This window comes from Geodermatophilus sp. DSM 45219 (genome assembly GCF_900104025.1).
Classification (GTDB): domain Bacteria; phylum Actinomycetota; class Actinomycetes; order Mycobacteriales; family Geodermatophilaceae; genus Geodermatophilus.
The window spans coordinates 321,418-339,539 of the sequence record NZ_FNIQ01000004.1; the positions used below are offsets into that span (position 1 = coordinate 321,418).

General features: G+C 73.9%; 19 protein-coding genes. 17 read left to right on the top strand and 2 right to left on the bottom strand.

Annotated features, from left to right (window positions below; translation table 11 throughout):
• Genes ybeY through BLR12_RS14495 form a run of 4 tightly spaced genes read left to right on the top strand, consistent with a single transcriptional unit; the run spans position 1 to position 2,563 of the window.
• Complete coding sequence (gene ybeY / locus BLR12_RS14480) at positions 1–504, top strand: rRNA maturation RNase YbeY (RefSeq protein WP_091379341.1); 504 nt, start codon at positions 1–3, stop codon at positions 502–504.
• On the top strand, positions 501–1,889 hold the full coding sequence (locus BLR12_RS14485; RefSeq protein WP_091379344.1) for a hemolysin family protein: 1,389 nt from the start codon (positions 501–503) through the stop codon (positions 1,887–1,889). The genes ybeY and BLR12_RS14485 overlap by 4 nt, the downstream gene beginning before the upstream one ends.
• 6 nt (positions 1,890–1,895) lie before the next feature.
• On the top strand, positions 1,896–2,228 hold the full coding sequence (locus BLR12_RS14490) for a cytidine deaminase (RefSeq protein WP_091379347.1): 333 nt from the start codon (positions 1,896–1,898) through the stop codon (positions 2,226–2,228).
• A gap of 14 nt (positions 2,229–2,242) precedes the next feature.
• Positions 2,243–2,563 carry a hypothetical protein gene (locus BLR12_RS14495; protein ID WP_091379348.1) on the top strand — a complete coding sequence of 107 codons (321 nt, stop codon included), beginning with the start codon at positions 2,243–2,245 and terminating at the stop codon, positions 2,561–2,563.
• Between the two features lie 38 nt (positions 2,564–2,601).
• Here BLR12_RS14495 and BLR12_RS14500 read toward each other — a convergent pair whose 3' ends face one another.
• Positions 2,602–3,189 (bottom strand): hypothetical protein, encoded by a 588-nt coding sequence (locus BLR12_RS14500; protein ID WP_143018779.1) that lies wholly within the window; start codon positions 3,187–3,189, stop codon positions 2,602–2,604.
• A 67-nt stretch (positions 3,190–3,256) separates the two neighbouring features.
• On the opposite strand from BLR12_RS14500, the gene era reads away from it, so the two are divergent.
• From era to BLR12_RS14520, 4 genes are all read left to right on the top strand, one after another.
• Entirely contained in the window at positions 3,257–4,183 is a 927-nt protein-coding gene (gene era / locus BLR12_RS14505) for a GTPase Era (protein ID WP_091379354.1), read from the top strand.
• Between the two features lies 1 nt (position 4,184).
• Entirely contained in the window at positions 4,185–4,976 is a 792-nt protein-coding gene (gene recO, locus BLR12_RS14510) for a DNA repair protein RecO (protein WP_091379357.1), read from the top strand.
• Positions 4,966–5,730 (top strand): isoprenyl transferase, encoded by a 765-nt coding sequence (locus BLR12_RS14515; protein WP_091379359.1) that lies wholly within the window; start codon positions 4,966–4,968, stop codon positions 5,728–5,730. Before recO ends, BLR12_RS14515 begins: the two co-directional genes overlap by 11 nt.
• Positions 5,731–5,824: 94 nt before the next feature.
• Positions 5,825–6,091: an antibiotic biosynthesis monooxygenase family protein gene (locus BLR12_RS14520; RefSeq protein WP_255363507.1), complete on the top strand. Its 267-nt coding sequence runs from the start codon at positions 5,825–5,827 to the stop codon at positions 6,089–6,091.
• A 6-nt stretch (positions 6,092–6,097) separates the two neighbouring features.
• Here BLR12_RS14520 and BLR12_RS14525 read toward each other — a convergent pair whose 3' ends face one another.
• Entirely contained in the window at positions 6,098–7,555 is a 1,458-nt protein-coding gene (locus BLR12_RS14525) for an Nramp family divalent metal transporter (protein WP_255363508.1), read from the bottom strand.
• Between the two features lie 252 nt (positions 7,556–7,807).
• Here BLR12_RS14525 and BLR12_RS14530 point away from each other — a divergent pair, with 252 nt between their 5' ends.
• The 9 genes from BLR12_RS14530 (at position 7,808) to BLR12_RS14570 (ending at position 18,121) form a co-directional block, all read left to right on the top strand.
• On the top strand, positions 7,808–8,236 hold the full coding sequence (locus tag BLR12_RS14530; protein WP_091379365.1) for a hypothetical protein: 429 nt from the start codon (positions 7,808–7,810) through the stop codon (positions 8,234–8,236).
• 56 nt (positions 8,237–8,292) lie between these two features.
• On the top strand, positions 8,293–9,711 hold the full coding sequence (locus BLR12_RS14535) for a glycine--tRNA ligase (protein ID WP_091379369.1): 1,419 nt from the start codon (positions 8,293–8,295) through the stop codon (positions 9,709–9,711).
• 263 nt (positions 9,712–9,974) lie between these two features.
• The gene (gene dusB, locus BLR12_RS14540; protein WP_091379372.1) at positions 9,975–11,147 is read left to right on the top strand and encodes a tRNA dihydrouridine synthase DusB; all 1,173 of its coding nucleotides are present in this window, start codon (positions 9,975–9,977) and stop codon (positions 11,145–11,147) included.
• An 88-nt stretch (positions 11,148–11,235) separates the two neighbouring features.
• Positions 11,236–11,682 carry a hypothetical protein gene (locus BLR12_RS14545; protein ID WP_091379374.1) on the top strand — a complete coding sequence of 149 codons (447 nt, stop codon included), beginning with the start codon at positions 11,236–11,238 and terminating at the stop codon, positions 11,680–11,682.
• Between the two features lie 218 nt (positions 11,683–11,900).
• The gene (gene ppdK / locus BLR12_RS14550) at positions 11,901–14,609 is read left to right on the top strand and encodes a pyruvate, phosphate dikinase (protein WP_091379376.1); all 2,709 of its coding nucleotides are present in this window, start codon (positions 11,901–11,903) and stop codon (positions 14,607–14,609) included.
• Positions 14,610–14,719: 110 nt separating this feature from the next.
• Entirely contained in the window at positions 14,720–15,349 is a 630-nt protein-coding gene (locus BLR12_RS14555; RefSeq protein ID WP_255363509.1) for a YdcF family protein, read from the top strand.
• A gap of 5 nt (positions 15,350–15,354) precedes the next feature.
• Positions 15,355–15,660, top strand: coding sequence for a hypothetical protein (locus BLR12_RS14560; RefSeq protein WP_176832522.1), 306 nt, complete (start codon positions 15,355–15,357; stop codon positions 15,658–15,660).
• On the top strand, positions 15,660–17,543 hold the full coding sequence (gene dnaG, locus BLR12_RS14565; protein ID WP_091379382.1) for a DNA primase: 1,884 nt from the start codon (positions 15,660–15,662) through the stop codon (positions 17,541–17,543). Before BLR12_RS14560 ends, dnaG begins: the two co-directional genes overlap by 1 nt.
• A complete protein-coding gene (locus BLR12_RS14570; protein WP_091379385.1) occupies positions 17,540–18,121 on the top strand; it encodes a hypothetical protein in 582 nt (193 codons plus the stop codon). Before dnaG ends, BLR12_RS14570 begins: the two co-directional genes overlap by 4 nt.
• The last annotated feature ends 1 nt before the right edge of the window (position 18,122 follow it).

Consider the following 18,122-nt stretch of genomic DNA (forward strand, 5'->3'; position numbering starts at 1 on the left):
GTGCCCGTCGAGGTCGCCAACGAGTCCGAGATCGCGGTCGACGAGTCCTCCCTCGCCGCCATCTGCACCTACGTGCTGGGCGAGATGGGCGTCAACCCGATGGCCGAGCTGTCGGTGCTGTGCGTCGACCCGGACTACATGAGCACGCTGCACGAGCGCTGGATGGGGGAGAAGGGGCCGACCGACGTCCTGGCCTTCCCCATGGACGAGCTGGACACCGGCCGTCCCGACGAGCCCGAGCCCGGCCCGGCCCTGCTCGGGGACGTCGTGCTGTGCCCCTCCGTGGCGATCAAGCAGGCCCGCGCCGCCGGCCACACGATGGACGACGAGCTGATCCTGCTCGCCACGCACGGCGTGCTGCACCTGCTGGGCTACGACCACATGGAGCCGGCGGAGGAGAAGGAGATGTTCGGTCTCCAGTCCTCGCTGCTGGAGGGCTGGCGGGCCGCGCCGCGGGCGCCGATGACCGGTGAACCGGTCGAGCGGGGGCCGGTCGACCGATGACCTCCGGCGAGATCACCCTCCTGGTGATCGCCGTGTGCCTGATCCCGCTCGCCGGCCTGTTCGGCGCGATGGACGCCGCCCTGCAGCGGGTGTCCAAGGCCCGCGTGGACGAGCTGCGGCGGGACGGCGTCAAGCGCGCCGCCGTGCTCTCCGACGTCGTGGCCGAGCGGGCCCGGCACGTGGCGCTGCTGCTCCTGCTGCGGATCGGCTGCGAGATGGTGGCCGCCACGCTGGTCGCGGTCATCCTCTTCCGGATCTGGGGCGGCGGCTGGCAGCCGGTGCTCACCGCGGCCGGGGTGATGACCGTCGTCAGCTACGTGCTGGTGGGTGTCGGCCCGCGCACGCTGGGCCGGCAGCACGCCTACGGGACGGCGCTGGCCGGGGCCGGCGTCGTGCGGCTGCTGGGCCGGGTGCTCGGGCCTGTGGCCACGCTGCTCATCCTGGTCGGCAACGCGCTCACCCCGGGCCGCGGCTTCCGCGACGGCCCGTTCTCCTCCGAGGTCGAGCTGCGCGAGCTGGTCGACATGGCCGAGGAGCGCGGCGTCGTCGAGTCCGGCGAGCGCAACATGATCCACTCGGTGTTCGAGCTGGGCGACACCATCGCCCGCGAGGTCATGGTGCCGCGCACCGACGTGGTCTGGATCGAGCGGACCAAGACCCTGCGCCAGGCGCTGGCGCTGGCCATGCGCAGCGGGTTCAGCCGCATCCCGGTCATCGGCGAGAACGTCGACGACGTGGTCGGGGTCATCTACCTCAAGGACCTCATCCGCCGGACCCAGGGCGGGCAGGACCCGAAGAACACCCTGAAGGTCGAGGACCTCATGCGTCCGCCGACGTTCGTGCCGGAGTCCAAGCCGGTGGACGAGCTGCTGCGCGACATGCAGGCCCAGCGCATCCACATCGCGATCGTCGTCGACGAGTACGGCGGGTTCGCCGGGCTGGTGACGATCGAGGACATCCTCGAGGAGATCGTCGGCGAGATCGCCGACGAGCACGACCGCTTCCAGCGCCCGCCGGTCGAGGAGCTGCCCGACGGCTCGGTGCGGATCACCGCCCGGCTGCCCGTCCAGGACCTCGCCGAGCTGTTCCCCGAGGTCGAACTGCCCGAGGACGACGACGTCGAGACCGTCGGCGGGCTGCTCGCCCGCGAGCTCGGCGTGGTGCCCATCGAGGGCTCGCAGGCCCGGGTCGCCGGGCTGGAGCTGGTCGCCGAGAGCACCGGCGGACGGCGCAACCGGATCGACACCATCCTGGTCTGCCGGGTGCCCGAGACGGAGGAGCCCACCGAGGGGGAGGAGCCGCAGACGAACGGGGGGACCGCCTCTGGCGCCACCGCCTCCGGCGCCACCCGCGTCGAGGAGCCGGCCGGCGCCGTGGAAGGCTGACTCCACGTGAGTGGACTGCAGCCCGAGGACGCCAAGCTCGTCACCCTGGCCCGCTCCGCGCGCGGCCGCACCGGCGCCCCGGAGGGTGCCGCGGTCCGCGACACCGACGGCCGCACCTACCTCGCCGCCACGGTGACGCTGCCCTCGCTGCAGCTCTCCGCGCTGCAGGCCGCCGTCGCCGCCGCCGTCTCCAGCGGGGTCGAGGGCCTGGAGGCCGCGGCCGTCGTCTCGGCCGCCGACGCCGTCGAGGAGGCCGGGCTGGCCGCCGTCCACGACCTGACGCCATCGGCGCCGGTCGTCCTCGCCGGCCCGGACGGGACGGTCCGCAGCACCGTCTGACCTACGCTGCCGCCGTGGCCGCCGTCGACCTCGTCCTCGCCCTCCTCGTGCTGTTGATGCCGTGGATCGCTCTCGCCGCCGCGCTGGCCCCGGCGGTGTTCATGGGCGCGGAGCGCCGGTGGTCGGCCGTGGGTGTGGCGCTGTGGCTGGTGGCTGCGGCGCTCGCCGTCGGCTGGTTCCTCGCCACGATCGTGGAGATGGACCGGGTCGACGCAGCCGGTACGGGCGGGAACGCGTTCAGCGAGGTCGGCTGGCTGCTGGGGGCCGTGACGACCGCGATCGCCTCGATCGTCCTGGCCGCGCGCCGGCCGCGGTCCCGGCCGCCGGCCGCGTAGTCCCGGGAACGCACAGCGGCCCGCTGCCCGGCTCCCGGCTACAGCGGCCGGCCCAGGGCCCGGGCGAAGGCCCCCGGATCGCGCACCCACACGCTGAGGGCCTGGTCGGCGGTGCCGTCGTCCGACCGGTGCAGGACGGCGACCCGCGTGCGCCCCGGCCACCAGCCGCCCCGGCGCTGCGGCGCGGGCCAGTCCTCCGGCGGGCGCCCGCGGCGCACCTCGCGGACCTGGATCAGCGGGACGACGCGCGACGGGTCGCCGCGGGTGCCGGCGACGTCGAAGGACAGCCCGTGGTCGGACACCGTCGTCCGGCTGGTGTTCAGCAGCAGGACGACGGCGCCGGCCGCCAGCGCCAGGGGCAGCTCGTCGCGCACCGCCGGCCAGCCGCCGCCCCAGCCGAAGAAGGCCAGCCAGACACCGACGAGCGCGAGGGTGAACGCGACGGCGACCGGGCCCGGCGGGCGGTACTCCCAGTGGCGCAGCGGCGCCGGGACGGTGGTCGCCGAGCGCTTCGGTCCCCAGCCCGCGACGAACCGGTGCGCGCGGACCTGCTCGGCGTGCAGCCTGCGCTCACGGGCCACCGCGGCCCGCGCCGCGTCCGGTCCACCGCGTCCTCGCCCTGCCACGCACGTGATCCTCCCAGCCGTCCCGGGCGGCACGGGCGACGCGGAGGTGTCGGCGCCGGGTGGGAGGATGGGCGCCGTGACCCCACCGGACCAGCCGCCGTACCGCAGCGGTTTCGCCTGTCTGGTGGGCCGCCCCAACGCCGGCAAGACCACGCTGACCAACGCGCTGGTCGGCGAGAAGGTCGGCATCGTCAGCAACCGCCCGCAGACCACGCGGCACGCCATCCGCGGCGTCGTCCACCGGCCGGGCGGGCAGCTGGTGCTCGTCGACACCCCGGGCCTGCACAAGCCCAGGAGCCTGCTGGGCCGCCGGCTCAACGACGTCGTCCGCGACACGCTGTCCGACGTCGACGTCGTCGTCCTCTGCGTGCCGGCCGACCAGCCCGTCGGCACCGGTGACCGGTTCATCGCCCGCCAGCTGCGCGAGGTCAGGGCGCCCGTGGTGGTCGTGGTGACCAAGACCGACGCCGCGTCGAAGAAGCAGGTCGCCGAGCAGCTGCTGGCCGCCAGCCAGCTGGTCGAGGCCGCCGAGGTGGTGCCGGTCAGCGCGGTGCGCGGCGACCAGGTCGAGCTGCTGGAGGACCTGCTGGTCGGCCTGCTGCCCGAGGGCCCGCCGCTGTACCCGGAGGAGCAGACCACCGACGAGGACGTCGAGCGGCAGCTCGCCGAGCTGGTGCGCGAGGCGGCGCTGGAGAAGGTGTTCCAGGAGGTGCCGCACTCCCTCGCCGTCACGATCGAGGAGATGACCCGCCGGCCCGACCCCAAGCGGGACGGCGGCGAGCTGGTCGAGGTGCACGCGCTGCTGCACGTCGAGCGGCCCAGCCAGAAGCCGATGCTGCTGGGCAGGGGCGGTTCGATCGTCAAGGCGATCGGCACCGAGGCCCGGCAGGGGATGGAGGTGCTGCTCGGCGCCCGGGTGCACCTGGACCTGCACGTGACGGTGCTCGGCGAGTGGCAGGACGACCCGAAGAAGCTCAACAGGCTGGGCTACTGACGTGAGCACCACGCCGAAGTCGCTGTACCGCGACGAGGGGATCGTGCTGCGCACGCAGAAGCTGGGCGAGGCCGACCGGATCGTCACGGTGCTCACCCGCCGGCACGGGAAGGTGCGGGCGGTGGCGAAGGGCGTGCGCCGCACCAAGAGCAAGTTCGGCGCCCGGCTGGAGCCGTTCAGCCACGTCGACCTGCAGTTCTACACGGGCCGCAACCTGGACATCGTCAACCAGGCGGAGTCGATCCAGTCCTACGGCCAGACGATCGCCGGCGACTACCCGGCCTACACCTCCGGTACCGCGGTGCTGGAGACCGCCGACCGGCTGGCCGCCGAGGAGAAGGAGCCCTCGCTGCGGCTGTTCCTGCTGGTCGTCGGGGCGCTGCGGGCGCTGTCCGAGCGCACCCACCCGGCCGGCCTGGTGCTCGACGCCTTCCTGCTGCGCGCCATGTCGGTCGCCGGGTGGGAGCCGGCGCTGGGCGGCTGCGCCCGCTGCGGCGAGGAGGGCCCGCACCGGCACTTCTCCGTACCGGCCGGTGGGATGGTGTGCCCGCCCTGCCGCCCCACCGGCTCGGCGATGCCGAACCCGGCCACCATCGAGCTGCTCGACGCGCTGCTCACCGGCGACTGGGACGCCGCCGAGGCCAGCCAGGGCACCAACCGCCGCGAGGGCAGCGGGCTGGTCGCCGCGCTGCTGCAGTGGCACCTGGAGCGCGGGCTGCGCTCGCTGCCGCTGGTCGACCGGTCCGATCCGACGGCACCACGCCGGGAAGCAGGTCTGCTGAGTGAGGCGTGAGGTGAAGGCCCCCAACCCGCACCCGTCGGGGGCCCGCCCGCCGCAGCTGCCGCCGGACAAGGTGCCCGGTCACGTGGCGATCGTGATGGACGGCAACGGCCGCTGGGCCAAGGCGCGTGGCCTGCCGCGCACCGCCGGGCACGAGGCGGGGGAGTCCTCGCTGTTCGACTGCGTCGAGGGCGCCATCGAGCTGGGCGTGCAGGCGATCAGCGCCTACGCCTTCTCCACCGAGAACTGGCGGCGCAGCCCCGACGAGGTGCGCTTCCTCATGGGCTTCAACCGCGACGTGATCCGCCGCCGCCGCGACGAGATGCACGAGCTCGGGGTGCGGGTGCGCTGGGCCGGCCGCCGTCCCCGGCTGTGGCGCAGCGTGATCAAGGAGCTCGAGGTCGCCGAGGAGCTCACCCGCGACAACGACGTCCTCACGCTGACCATGTGCGTCAACTACGGCGGCCGAGCCGAGATCGCCGACGCCGCGGCCGCCATCGCCCGCGAGGTCGCCGCCGGCCGCCTCAAGCCGGGCGAGGTCGACGAGGACACCGTCGCCCGGTTCCTCGACGAGCCGGACATGCCCGACGTCGACCTGTTCGTGCGCAGCTCCGGGGAGAACCGCACCAGCAACTTCCTGCTGTGGCAGTCGGCCTATGCCGAGTTCGTCTTCCTCGACACGCTGTGGCCCGACTTCGACCGCCGGCACCTGTGGGCGGCGTGCGAGGAGTACGCGTCCCGCCAGCGCCGCTTCGGCACCGCCTGATGACAGCCGCGGGAGCATCGCAGCGAGCGCCGGCGAGCGAGGAGCGGACCGGGGCGCGGGATCAGGCCGAGGGGGTGGCAGGACCGTGTTCGCGGTGACCCGGCTGCGGGTGCCGGAGGACGACGTCCCCGCGTTCACCGCGGCCGCTGGCGTGCTGCTGACCGCCCTCGCCGCGCGACCCGGCCACCGGGACGGCGAGCTGGGGCGGTGCGCCGACGACCCCGGGCTGTGGGCGCTGGTCACCCGGTGGGACGGCGTCGGCGCCTACCGCCGGGCGCTGTCGGCCGCCGAGGTGAAGATCGCCGGCGCCCCGGTGTGGGTGCACGCCCTCGACGAGCCGGGCGTCTACCTCCCCCTGTAGCGCCCCTCAGCCGCCGAAGAGGTTCTCCAGCTGCGCGCGGAAGGTGAGGACCGACAGCGTGCCGAACAGCAGGACCGCCCACACCAGCGCGCCCAGCCGGACCCCGCGCACCCGGATCGGCGCGGGCAGCAGCCGCCGGTTGACCAGGATCAGCAGGCCCGCGTAGACGAACATCATGAACCCGCCGACCACGGCGGAGATGACCAGCAGCACGAGCGGCTGGGAGAAGCCGGCCAGCAGCACGACGATGCCGATGGCGATCAGCCCCCACACCAGGCCGGCGTAGACCCGGCTCTCGTTGGCGTCCCGGGCGTACGAGGTCTTGATGACGTCGGCGGCCAGGCGGCTGGTGTAGTCCACGATCCCCAGCGCGGCGGCGAACAGCGCGAAGGCGCCGATCGCCCAGAAGAAGTACTGGAACCACGAGCCGACCCGCTCGCCGAGCACCTCGCCCTCGGTCTGGATGAAGCCGATGTCGTTGGCGACGTCGCCGCGGCCGAACACCGTCGAGTACGCCAGCAGCGAGGTGAACACGATCGTGATGAACGTGATCAGCACGAAGGTGCTCAGCTGCTCGATGTTGGCGAACCGCCACCAGCCGCGCCACCGGCGCAGGTTGTCCGGGGTCGGCGCGAACACGTAACCCGTGCTCGGCACCGCCTCCGGCTCGCCGGTGATCGGGCTGACCAGCCGGGGCACGTAGCTGCCCATGCCGAAGCCCTTGTCGCGGATCCAGTTGGACTGCACCAGGTTCTGCCCACCCCCGCCGCCGGCGAAGGCCAGGGCCCCGAGCAGCAGGGCGAAGCCGAGCTCCTCGACCGGGATGCGCGGCCGGGTGACGACCTGGGGCAGGTCCGCCCACGCCGAGGCGCCGATGGCGACGACCGCGGCGACGGCGAACAGGACGATCACCGCGGCGACCTTGAGCATCTGCGCGCGCTCGAGGGCGACGTAGACGACCGGCGCCAGCGTGAGGATGAGCCCGATCGCCAGCAGCATGCCGATCGCGATCCAGCGCGGCTCGCCGCCGAACAGGTAGGTGACCAGCGTGGCCGAGCTGGTGGCCCACCCCGGCCACAGGTTGGCGAAGTAGGTGAGCAGCGCGAAGACCAGGCCCCAGTGCCGCCAGAACCGGCTGAAGCCGGTGAGCGCGGTCTCGCCGGTGGCCAGCGTGTACCGCTCGATCTCCATGTTGAGGAAGTACTGGGTGACCAGCCCGACCAGGGCCGCCCACACGAAGACCAGCCCCACCTGCGAGGCGATGTAGGGGTAGAGGACGAACTCCCCGGAGGCCAGCCCGACGCCCGCGGCGATGATGCCCGGGCCGATCAGCCGCCCGTAGCGGCGCGGGTCCTCGGGCATGTCGCGCACCTGGGGGCGGGGGTGGTGCCGGGTGGGGAAGGCGTCGGCGACGTCCTCCACCGGCATGCCGTCGGCGGCTCCCGCCCGGTCCGACCTGGCCATGGGACCTCCTCGGGCGCGCCCGGCTCCGGGACCACCGGCCGGTCGCGCCGCTCGTCGTCGAGTGTCCCCACTGTGCCCGCGGGGGGACGGCGACGCGAGCCATCCCGCCCGCGCCCCCTCCTGCGGTGCCGGTCGCCGTGCCCGACACGCCGGGCGGGGTGGCTGCCGGACGCGTGACCGTGCCCCTCCTGGGCACACCTGGACCCGGCCGGTGACACCGCCGAGCCGGCGGGAGACCACGGAGGACGCCCGATGAGCGAGCCCAGGCGGGACGAGGCGGCCGCGCCGCCGCCGTCCGCGGACCCCACCGTGCAGGTCCAGCCCCCGCCGGTGCCCGGCCGGGCGGTGCGGGCCCAGCTCGCGGCGGGGGAGATCGCGACGCCTCCCGTGCGCCCGGACGAGCCGACCGTCACGCTCGACGGGCCGGCGCCGGCGGACCCGGGTCGCACGCAGGAGCTCGACGTGCCCGCCCGCGTCCAGGTCACGGTGGGCCCGCGCCCGCGCCCCCGGCGTCGCTGGCGCACCTGGCCGTGGATCGTCGCCGTCGTCCTGGCGCTGGTCGTCCTCGGCGCCGTCCTGGTGACCATGCTGTGGCGGGGCGCGACCATCGACAGCGACGTCGACCTCGTGGGTCGGGCCGGTGGGGCGACCGGGACCTCGGCCGGACCGGGCGGCGGCTGAGCCGGCGGGCACGGGCCAACTACCGTGGACGGGTCAACCCGCCGACCGCCAGCCGGATGGAGCCCCGCGCCGTGAGCGACAGCCCCGCCAAGCACGACCCCGCACGCCTGGACAAGGTGGTGAACCTCTGCAAGCGCCGGGGGTTCGTCTTCCCCTCCGGTGAGATCTACGGCGGCACCCGCTCCGCCTGGGACTACGGCCCCCTGGGCACCGAGCTCAAGGAGAACATCAAGCGACAGTGGTGGCGGACCGTCGTCCAGGGCCGCGACGACATCGTCGGCCTGGACTCCTCGGTGGTCCTGCCGCGCCAGGTGTGGGTGGCCTCGGGCCACGTCGGTGTCTTCACCGACCCGCTCACCGAGTGCCAGAGCTGCCACAAGCGGTTCCGGGCCGACCACCTCGAGGAGGACTTCGAGGCGCGCAAGGGCCGGCTGCCCGAGAACGGCCTCGCCGACATCAGCTGCCCGAACTGCGGCACCAAGGGCGCCTGGACCGAGCCGCGCGACTTCAACATGATGCTGAAGACGTACCTCGGCCCGGTCGAGGACGAGTCCGGCCTGCACTACCTGCGCCCGGAGACCGCCCAGGGCATCTTCGTGAACTTCGCCAACGTGATGGGTGCGGCGCGGAAGAAGCCGCCGTTCGGCATCGGCCAGATCGGCAAGTCGTTCCGCAACGAGATCACCCCCGGCAACTTCATCTTCCGGACGCGCGAGTTCGAGCAGATGGAGATGGAGTTCTTCGTCGAGCCCGGCACCGACGAGCAGTGGCACCAGTACTGGATCGACGAGCGCACCCGCTGGTACACCGACCTGGGCATCGACCCCGCGAACCTGCGGCACTACGAGCACCCGAAGGAGAAGCTGTCGCACTACTCGACGCGCACCGTCGACATCGAGTACCGCTTCGGCTTCCAGGGCTCGGAGTGGGGTGAGCTGGAGGGCATCGCCAACCGCACCGACTTCGACCTGAAGACGCACTCGGAGCACTCCGGCGCCGACCTCACCTACTTCGACCAGGGCACCAACACCCGCTGGACGCCGTACGTCATCGAGCCGGCAGCGGGCCTCACCCGCTCGCTGATGGCCTTCCTCGTCGAGGCCTACACCGAGGACGAGGCGCCCAACGCCAAGGGCGGCGTCGACACCCGCACGGTGCTGCGGCTGGACCCGCGGCTGGCGCCGGTCAAGGCCGCCGTCCTCCCGCTGTCGCGCAACGCCGACCTCTCACCCAAGGCGCGTGACCTGGCGGCGGAGCTGCGGCAGAGCTGGAACGTCGACTTCGACGACGCCGGCGCGATCGGCCGCCGGTACCGGCGGCAGGACGAGATCGGGACGCCGTTCTGCCTCACCGTCGACTTCGACACCCTCACCGACGACGCGGTGACCGTCCGCGAGCGCGACTCGATGAGCCAGGAGCGCGTCGGGCTGGGCCAGGTCGAGACCTACCTGAAGACCCGGCTGCCCGTCTGCTGAGCCCGACGGTGTGCGCTGGTGCGCAGTTCCACGACCGCGAACTGCGCACCGGCGCACACCGTCGGCGGGTCAGTCCGCCCCGAACACCCGGCCGGCCGCCTCTGCACCCGCTCGAGGTGGGCGTACAGCGCGCCGCCGGGGTGGTCGACGGACTCGGCGCCGCGCTCCCGCAGGAGGTCGGCGAGCCGCTGCTCGGCCGTCACGGGGGCGCGACCGTATCGGGCGGGGCAGGGTGACCCACCTCGCCACCTACCCTGGACCCCGTGAGCAGCAGCGTCCTCGAGCGGCCGTCGTCCCCCGCGACCGGCCCCGCTCCGCTGCACCTGGGCCCGCTCACCGTCGACCCCGCCGTGGTGCTCGCCCCGATGGCCGGCATCACCAACCCGGCGTTCCGCACGCTGTGCCGTGAGTTCGGGGCGGGCCTCTACGTCTGCGAGATGATCACCACGCGGGCGCTGGTCGAGCGCAACGAGAAGACGCTGCAGATGGTGCGCGCGACCCCCGACGAGGAAGACGCCTTCTCCGTCCAGCTCTACGGCGTCGACCCGGCCACGGTCGGCCGCGCGGTGGAGATGCTCGTCGACGAGGGCGTCGCCGGCACCCGCCCGGCGCACGTCGACCTGAACTTCGGCTGCCCGGTGCCCAAGGTGACCCGCAAGGGCGGGGGCTCGGCGCTGCCGTGGCGGCGGGTGCTGTTCCGCGACATCGTGCGCGCCGCCGTGGGGGCCGCGCGCGACGTGCCGGTCACCGTGAAGACCCGCATCGGCATCGACGCCGACCACGTCACCTACCTCGACGCGGGGCGGATCGCCCAGGACGAGGGCGCCGCGGCGATCACCCTGCACGGGCGCACCGCCGACCAGCTCTACAGCGGCACCGCCGACTGGGCGCCGATCGCGCGGCTGGTCGAGGCCGTCGACATCCCGGTGCTCGGCAACGGCGACGTCTGGGAGGCCGACGACGCGCTGCGGATGGTCGCCGAGACCGGCTGCGCCGGCGTCGTCGTCGGGCGGGGCTGCCTGGGCCGGCCGTGGCTGTTCGGCGACCTGGCCGCCGCGTTCGCCGGGGAGACCCGCCGCGCGCTGCCGACGCTGCGCGAGGTCGCCGCCGTCATGCACCGGCACGCCACCCTGCTCTCCGCGGAGCAGGGCGAGCGGCACGGCTGCACCGACTTCCGCAAGCACGTCGCCTGGTACCTCAAGGGGTTCTCGGTCGGCTCCGACGTCCGCCGCGCGCTGGCCATGGTGAGCGGCCTCGACGAGCTGGCCGAGCTGCTGGCCGGCATCCCCGACCAGCCCTACCCGACCGCGGTGCTCGGCGGGCCCCGGGGGCGCACCAGCCCGCCGCGGCCGGTGGCGCTGCCCGAGGGCTGGCTGGCCGACCGTGACGACCCCCGACCGCCGGCCGGGGCCGAACTGCTCGTGAGCGGCGGGTGAGTGCCGTGACGACCGCGAGCACGACGGTCGAGGGAGCACCGCAGCGAGCGCGAGCGAGCGAGGAGCGGATCGAGACCGGAGTCGAGCCGTGAGCTCAGACCCCTACCTGTACGACGACGACCCGGCGCCGCTGCACACGGGCACCCCGCGGCCGGCGCGGGCGCTGATCCTGGCGGTCATCGGCGGCACCGTCGCCGTCGCCGTCGGCATGGCCGTCGGCCTGCCCCTGGTCAAGGGCAGCCCCGAGGAGCAGGCCCGGGAGGTCACCGGCGTCTTCCTCGCCGCGCTGGCCCAGGACGACGTGGAGACCGCCTACGGCCTGCTCTGCCAGGAGGAGCGGACCCGGGTGGCGCCGCAGGCGCTGCCCACCGAGTACGCCCCCGGCGGCGCCGGCGAGGTCACCGGCACGATCGCCGACCAGGTGGGCGGCGCGCCGGTCCAGCGGGTGGAGGTCACCTGGAGCGACGGCAGCACGTCGGTCCTCACCGTGGTGAGCGAGCAGGGCGCCCGGGTCTGCGGGACCTCCGCCGGCTGACGGAGGACCCCCTCGCAGGGCGCCGTTCCAGTACGTCACCGGGGCTGGCGCGTCCCCGCCCGGTGGGCCACCATCGCTGTCTGGTCCCGAACGGACGTATGAGACGTCTGGTACCCGGCACGGCCCGGGACCGTGCTCGCCGGGGCGGCGCACGGGGGTCCCCGGGGCGCCGTCCCGGCAGGCACTGAGCGGCCGGCGGACGAGCGCGGAGGTGCACGGTGGGCAGTGGGACCGGGACGGTATGGGTCTACGACTTCAGCGAGGGCAACAGGGACCAGAAGGACCTGCTGGGCGGCAAGGGCGCCAACCTGGCCGAGATGACCAACCTCGGGCTGCCCGTGCCGCCCGGGTTCACGATCACCACCGACGCCTGCCGGCACTACCTCGAGCACGGCAGCACGCCGCCGGACCTCGCCGACCAGGTGACCGAGCACCTGACGGCGCTGGAGAAGGCGATGGGCAAGACCCTCGGTGACCCGGCGGACCCGCTGCTGGTGTCCGTGCGCTCCGGCGCGGCCGCGTCGATGCCCGGGATGATGGAGACGGTCCTCAACGTCGGCCTCAACGACGAGTCGGTGCGCGGGCTGGCCGCCCAGTCCGGCAGCGAGCGCTTCGCGTGGGACTCCTACCGCCGGCTGATCCAGATGTTCGGCAAGACCGTCCTCGGTATCGACGGCGAATCGTTCGAGCACGCCCTCGACGAGGCCAAGCGCGAGCAGGGCACCGAGTCCGACCTGGACCTGGATGCCGAGCACCTCGAGGACGTCGTCCGCCGGTTCGAGGCGATCGTGCGCGAGCAGTGCGGCCGGGACTTCCCGCAGGACCCGCGCGAGCAGATGGACCTGGCGATCAACGCCGTCTTCGACTCCTGGAACGCCGAGCGGGCGATCCTCTACCGGCGCCGGGAGCGCATCCCCGGGGACGCCGGCACCGCGGTCAACGTCTGCGCGATGGTCTTCGGCAACCTCGGTGCCGACTCGGGCACCGGTGTGGCGTTCACCCGCGACCCGGGCAGCGGCGAGCAGGGCGTGTACGGCGACTACCTGCAGAACGCGCAGGGCGAGGACGTCGTCGCCGGCATCCGCAACACGGTGCCGCTGGCCGAGCTGGCGCGGATCGACGAGGGCGCCTACCGCGAGCTCATGTCGATCATGGGCGCCCTGGAGTCGCACTACCGCGACCTGTGCGACATCGAGTTCACCGTCGAGCGCGGGAAGCTGTGGATGCTGCAGACCCGCGTCGGCAAGCGGACGGCGGGCGCGGCCTTCCGGATCGCCACCCAGCTGGTCGACGAGGGCCTCATCGACATGGACGAGGCGGTCCGGCGGGTCACCGGTGACCAGCTCGCCCAGCTGATGTTCCCGCGGTTCGTCTCCGGCGGGGACGCCAGGCAGCTCACCCAGGGGATGAACGCCTCGCCCGGCGCCGCCGTCGGCAAGGCGGTGTTCTCCTCCGAGACCGCCGTCCAGTGGGCCGACCGGGGCGAGCAGGTCGTGCTGGTCCGCCGGGAGACCAACCCCGACGACCTCTCCGGGATGATCGCCGCCGAGGGCGTCCTGACCAGCCGCGGCGGCAAGACCTCGCACGCCGCGGTCGTCGCCCGGGGGATGGGCAAGACCTGCGTGTGCGGCGCCGAGGAGCTGCAGGTCGACACGAAGAACCGCCGCTTCACCGCCCCCGGGGGCGTCACCGTCGAGGAGGGCGACGTCGTCTCCATCGACGGCTCCACCGGCAAGGTCTGGCTGGGCGAGGTGCCGGTCGAGGCCTCCGCCGTCGTCCGCTACTTCGAGGGCGAGATCGACCCGGACTCCGCCGCAGCCGATGAGCTGGTGCGCAGCGTGCACCGCATCCTCACCCACGCCGACGAGGTGCGGCGGATGGACGTGCGGACCAACGCCGACACCCCCGAGGACTCCGCCCGGGCCCGGCGGTTCGGCGCCCACGGCATCGGGCTGTGCCGGACCGAGCACATGTTCCTCGGCGACCGGCGGCAGCTGGTGGAGAAGCTGATCCTGGCCGAGGACGACGAGGGCAAGCAGCAGGCCCTCGACGGTCTGGCGCCGCTGCAGAGGCAGGACTTCCTGGAGATCTTCGAGGCGATGGACGGGCTGCCGGTGACCGTGCGGCTGCTCGACCCGCCGCTGCACGAGTTCCTCCCCGACCTCACCGACCTGTCGGTGCGGGTGGCCGTCGCCGAGGCCCAGGGGCACCCGGACGAGGCCAACCTGCGGCTGCTGGCCGCCGTCCGCCGGCTGCACGAGCAGAACCCGATGCTCGGGCTGCGCGGGGTGCGGCTCGGCCTGGTGGTGCAGGGCCTGTTCGCGATGCAGGTGCGGGCCATCGCCGAGGCGGCCTGCGAGCGGAAGAAGGCCGGTGGCGACCCGCGGCCGGAGATCATGATCCCGCTGGTCGGGGCGGTGCAGGAACTGGAGGCCATCCGCGAGGAGTCCGAGCAGGTGCTCGGCCAGGTGTTCGAGGAGTGCGGCGTCGAGCTCGACGTCCTCATCGGCACGATGATCGAGGTGCCGCGCGCCGCGCTGACCGCCGCGGAACTCGCGCAGTCGGCGGAGTTCTTCTCCTTCGGCACCAACGACCTCACCCAGATGACCTGGGGCTTCTCCCGGGACGACGTCGAGGCCGCGTTCTTCCACGCGTACCTGGACAAGGGCATCTTCGGCGTCTCGCCGTTCGAGTCGCTGGACCGGCCCGGCGTCGGCCGGCTGGTGCAGGTCGCCGTGGAGGAGGGCCGGTCCGCGCGGCCGGAGCTCAAGCTGGGCGTCTGCGGCGAGCACGGCGGCGATCCGGAGTCCGTGCACTTCTTCCACGAGGTGGGGCTGCACTACGTGTCCTGCTCGCCGTTCCGCGTGCCGGTGGCCCGGCTGGAGGCGGGCCGGGCCGCGCTGGGGGCGGAGCACACCGGGTCCTGAGGAAGGCCTCCCCGCAGGCGCGGGGCGGGCCCCGCGAGGGGCCGAGGGGTGGTCCGGCACACCCCTCCCGGCGTCCCCGGACCGACGGAGCCGCGTGGTACCCATGACGGGTGGGTGTGCGCGCGGGGAGCCTGGTCGGTCGGGTGGTCGGCGCCTTCGCGCTCTCCGTCGTCCTGCTGGTCGTCTCGACCGCGACGGCGATCTGGTGGACGGCGCGGCAGGACTCGCGGCCGTCGTCCGACGCGATCGTGGTGCTGGGGTCGGCGCAGTACAACGGCGTCCCGTCGTCCATCTTCGAGGCACGGCTGGAGCACGCGCTCGCGCTGTACGAGAACGGCGTCGCGCCGGTGGTGGTGACCGTGGGCGGCAAGGCCGACGGCGACATGTTCACCGAGGCGGAGTCCGGCCGCGCCTACCTCGCCGAGGCCGGGGTGTCCGAGGACGCCCTGCTCGCGGTCGAGCAGGGCGTGGACACGCTGGAGAGCATGCGTGCCGTCGGCACCGCCTTCGCCGAGCGCGGCTGGGACTCCGCGGTGCTGGTCACCGATCCCTGGCACGCGATGCGGGCCGAGCGGATGGCCGAGGACGCCGGCATCTCCGCCGAGAGCTCGCCGACCCGGCAGGGCCCGGCCGTGCAGACCCGCGCCACGCAGTTCCGCTACATCCTGCGGGAGACTGCTGCCTACCTGCTCTACCGCGCGACCGGCGAGAGCATCGCCGGGGCGCCGGGGATCGGGTGAGGGACGTGCCCGTGCTCGTCCTGGGCGAGGCCGGGTCGGCCGGCTGCGAGAAGGGCGTCTCGCCCGTGCTGCGTGACGACGTCGTCGTCGCCACCGTGCGGGCGTCGAACTGGGAGGAGGCGGCCACGGCCGTCGTGGAGAACCGCGAGTGGGTGCTCGCGCGGGCCGGCCGGGAACCGACCGGCCGGGCAGCTCACGACCCCGAGGGGACGGCGCGGCTGCGCGCCCGGCAGACCTCGTGGTGGACGGGCAGCCGGGACGTCGACCTCGACGGCATGCGGGTGCAGGCCGCCGCGGCGGGGGCCGCCTGATGGCCGGGCGAGGGCGCATCCGGGCCGCCGACATCGCGCTGGTCCGCGAGCGGTCGAAGATCGACGAGATCGTCGGCGACCACCTGCAGCTCAAGCGGGCGGGCGGCGGCAGCCTGAAGGGGCTCTGCCCGTTCCACGACGAGAAGTCGCCGTCCTTCCACGTCACCCCGTCGAGGAACCTCTTCCACTGCTTCGGTTGCGGAGTGGGTGGAGACGTCATCTCCTTCATCCAGCAGATCGACCACCTCTCCTTCACCGAGGCCGTCGAGCTGCTGGCCGGGCGGGCCAACGTCGAGCTGCACTACGAGGACGACGGCGGCCGCCCGACGGGGGCGCCGTCCCGGGAGCAGGCCGGGCAGCGGGCCCGGTTGGTGGCGGCCAACACCGCGGCCGCGGCCTTCTACGCCGAGCAGCTGGGCACACCCGACGCCGCGCCGGCCCGGCAGTTCCTGGCCGACCGCGGCTTCGACCGGCAGGTGGCGCTCGACTTCGGCTGCGGTTTCGCCCCCGGTGGCTGGGACGGGCTGACCCGGCACCTGCGCGCCATGGGGTTCACCCAGCAGGAGCTGGTCACCGGCGGGCTGGCCAAGGAGTCCAGCCGCGGCACGCTGATCGACCGCTTCCACCGCCGGCTGGTCTGGCCGATCCGCGACATCACCGGCGACGTCATCGGCTTCGGCGCCCGCAAGCTGTTGGACGACGACCCGGGCCCCAAGTACCTCAACACCCCCGAGACGCCGCTCTACAAGAAGAGCACCGTGCTCTACGGCATCGACCGGGCCAAGCGCGACATCGCCCGCCGCCACCAGGCCGTCGTCGTCGAGGGCTACACCGACGTGATGGCCTGCCACCTGGCCGGGGTCACCACCGCCGTGGCCTCCTGCGGCACCGCGTTCGGCCCCGAGCACATCGGCGTGCTGCGCCGGCTGCTCATGGACCAGGACGAGTTCCGCGGCGAGGTCGTCTACACCTTCGACGGCGACGCCGCCGGGCAGGCCGCGGCGATGAAGACCTTCGCCGAGGACCAGCGGTTCGTCGGGCAGACCTTCGTCGCCGTCGAGCCCGACGGCCGCGACCCCTGCGAGCTGCGGCAGGCGCACGGCGACGCCGCCGTCCGCGACCTGGTGGGCCGGCGGACGCCGCTGATCGCGTTCGTCCTCAAGACGACGCTGGCCGGCTACGACCTCGACACCGTCGAGGGCCGCGTGGCCGCGCTGGAGAAGACCGCGCCGCTGGTCGCGCAGATCAAGGACCACGCGCTGCGCCCTGCCTATGCCCGCCAGCTGGCCGGGATGATCGGCAACACCGACGAGTCCGAGGTGCTCGATCGGGTCCGCCGGATCACCGGCGACACCGGTGGGCCACCGCAGCGCGGCCGGGCCCGGACGCCGCAGAAGAGCCCGGACGACGTCGCGGTCGAGGTGGAGCGCGAGGCGGTCAAGGCCGCACTGCAGAGCCCGGAGCTCGCCGGGCCGTCGTTCGACGCGATCCCGGCCGAGGCCTACACCGACCCCGACTACGCGGCGGTGGCCGCGGCCGTCGCCGCCGCCGGGGGAGCGGCCGCCGCGCGGGTCACCGGCGCGGAGTGGCTGGACGAGCTGGCCGCGCACTGCACCCGGGACAGCGCCACCGCGCTGCTCACCGCACTCGCCGTCGAGCCGATGCGCTCGGTGGGCGAGGCCGACTCGGTGTACGTCAACGCGGTGCTGGCCCGGCTGGAGGAGATGCACGTCAACCGGCTGGCCGTCGCGCTCAAGGGCCGGCTGCAGCGGATGAACCCGGTCGAGGCCGGCGACGAGTACATGAAGGCGTTCGGCCAACTCATGGCGCTCGAGCAGCAGGCGATCTCGCTGCGCAAGCGGGCGATGGGCGGGCTCGGGTGAGGCTGCTCGAGCGGGTGCGCCAGCGGTTCGCCCGGCCGCCGGAGCCGGTGCGCGCGGTGGTGCAGGCCTCGGCCGACCCCGACGAGCGGGTGCTGGCCTGGGGTGCCCTGGTGCGCGAGGAGGGCTGGCTGGTCGCGACGTCCCGCGGGCTGCGCCGCGTGCCGGCCGGCCTGCCGCTGCCGGAGGCCGGTGGGGTCGGCGTCCTGCCGTGGCACGAGGTCGGCACGGCCCGGTGGACGGCGACCGGCGACGGCGGGGGCCGCTTCGAGGTGACCCCGCTGACCGAGGTCGAGCCCGGGGTGCAGGCGCGACTGCCGGTGGAGCGGTACGCCCTCAGCGACGCGGGGGGCCTGCCGCCCGTCGTCCGCCGGCGGGTGGACCAGACGGTGGTCGCCAGCCGGCGCGCGCCGCTGCCCGGCGGGGGAGGGGTGCTGCTGGTGGCGCGGCGGCTGCCGGGTCAGGCCGCGCGGGAGTGGACCGTCGTGTTCGACGAGGACGCCGACCGCACCGATCCCGCCGCGCGGGAGTCCGCGCGGCAGAAGCTGGCCGAGGCGGTCGCAGCAGACCAGCCGGACTAGC

Coding starts and splice junctions, on each gene's coding strand:
- BLR12_RS14485 (WP_091379344.1), top strand. CDS start 501: ATGACCTCCGGCGAGATCACCCTCCTGGTGATCGCCGTGTGCCTGATC.
- era (WP_091379354.1), top strand. CDS start 3,257: ATGGGCGCCGTGACCCCACCGGACCAGCCGCCGTACCGCAGCGGTTTC.
- BLR12_RS14525 (WP_255363508.1), bottom strand. CDS start 7,555: ATGGCCAGGTCGGACCGGGCGGGAGCCGCCGACGGCATGCCGGTGGAG.
- BLR12_RS14530 (WP_091379365.1), top strand. CDS start 7,808: ATGAGCGAGCCCAGGCGGGACGAGGCGGCCGCGCCGCCGCCGTCCGCG.
- BLR12_RS14535 (WP_091379369.1), top strand. CDS start 8,293: ATGGAGCCCCGCGCCGTGAGCGACAGCCCCGCCAAGCACGACCCCGCA.
- dnaG (WP_091379382.1), top strand. CDS start 15,660: ATGGCCGGGCGAGGGCGCATCCGGGCCGCCGACATCGCGCTGGTCCGC.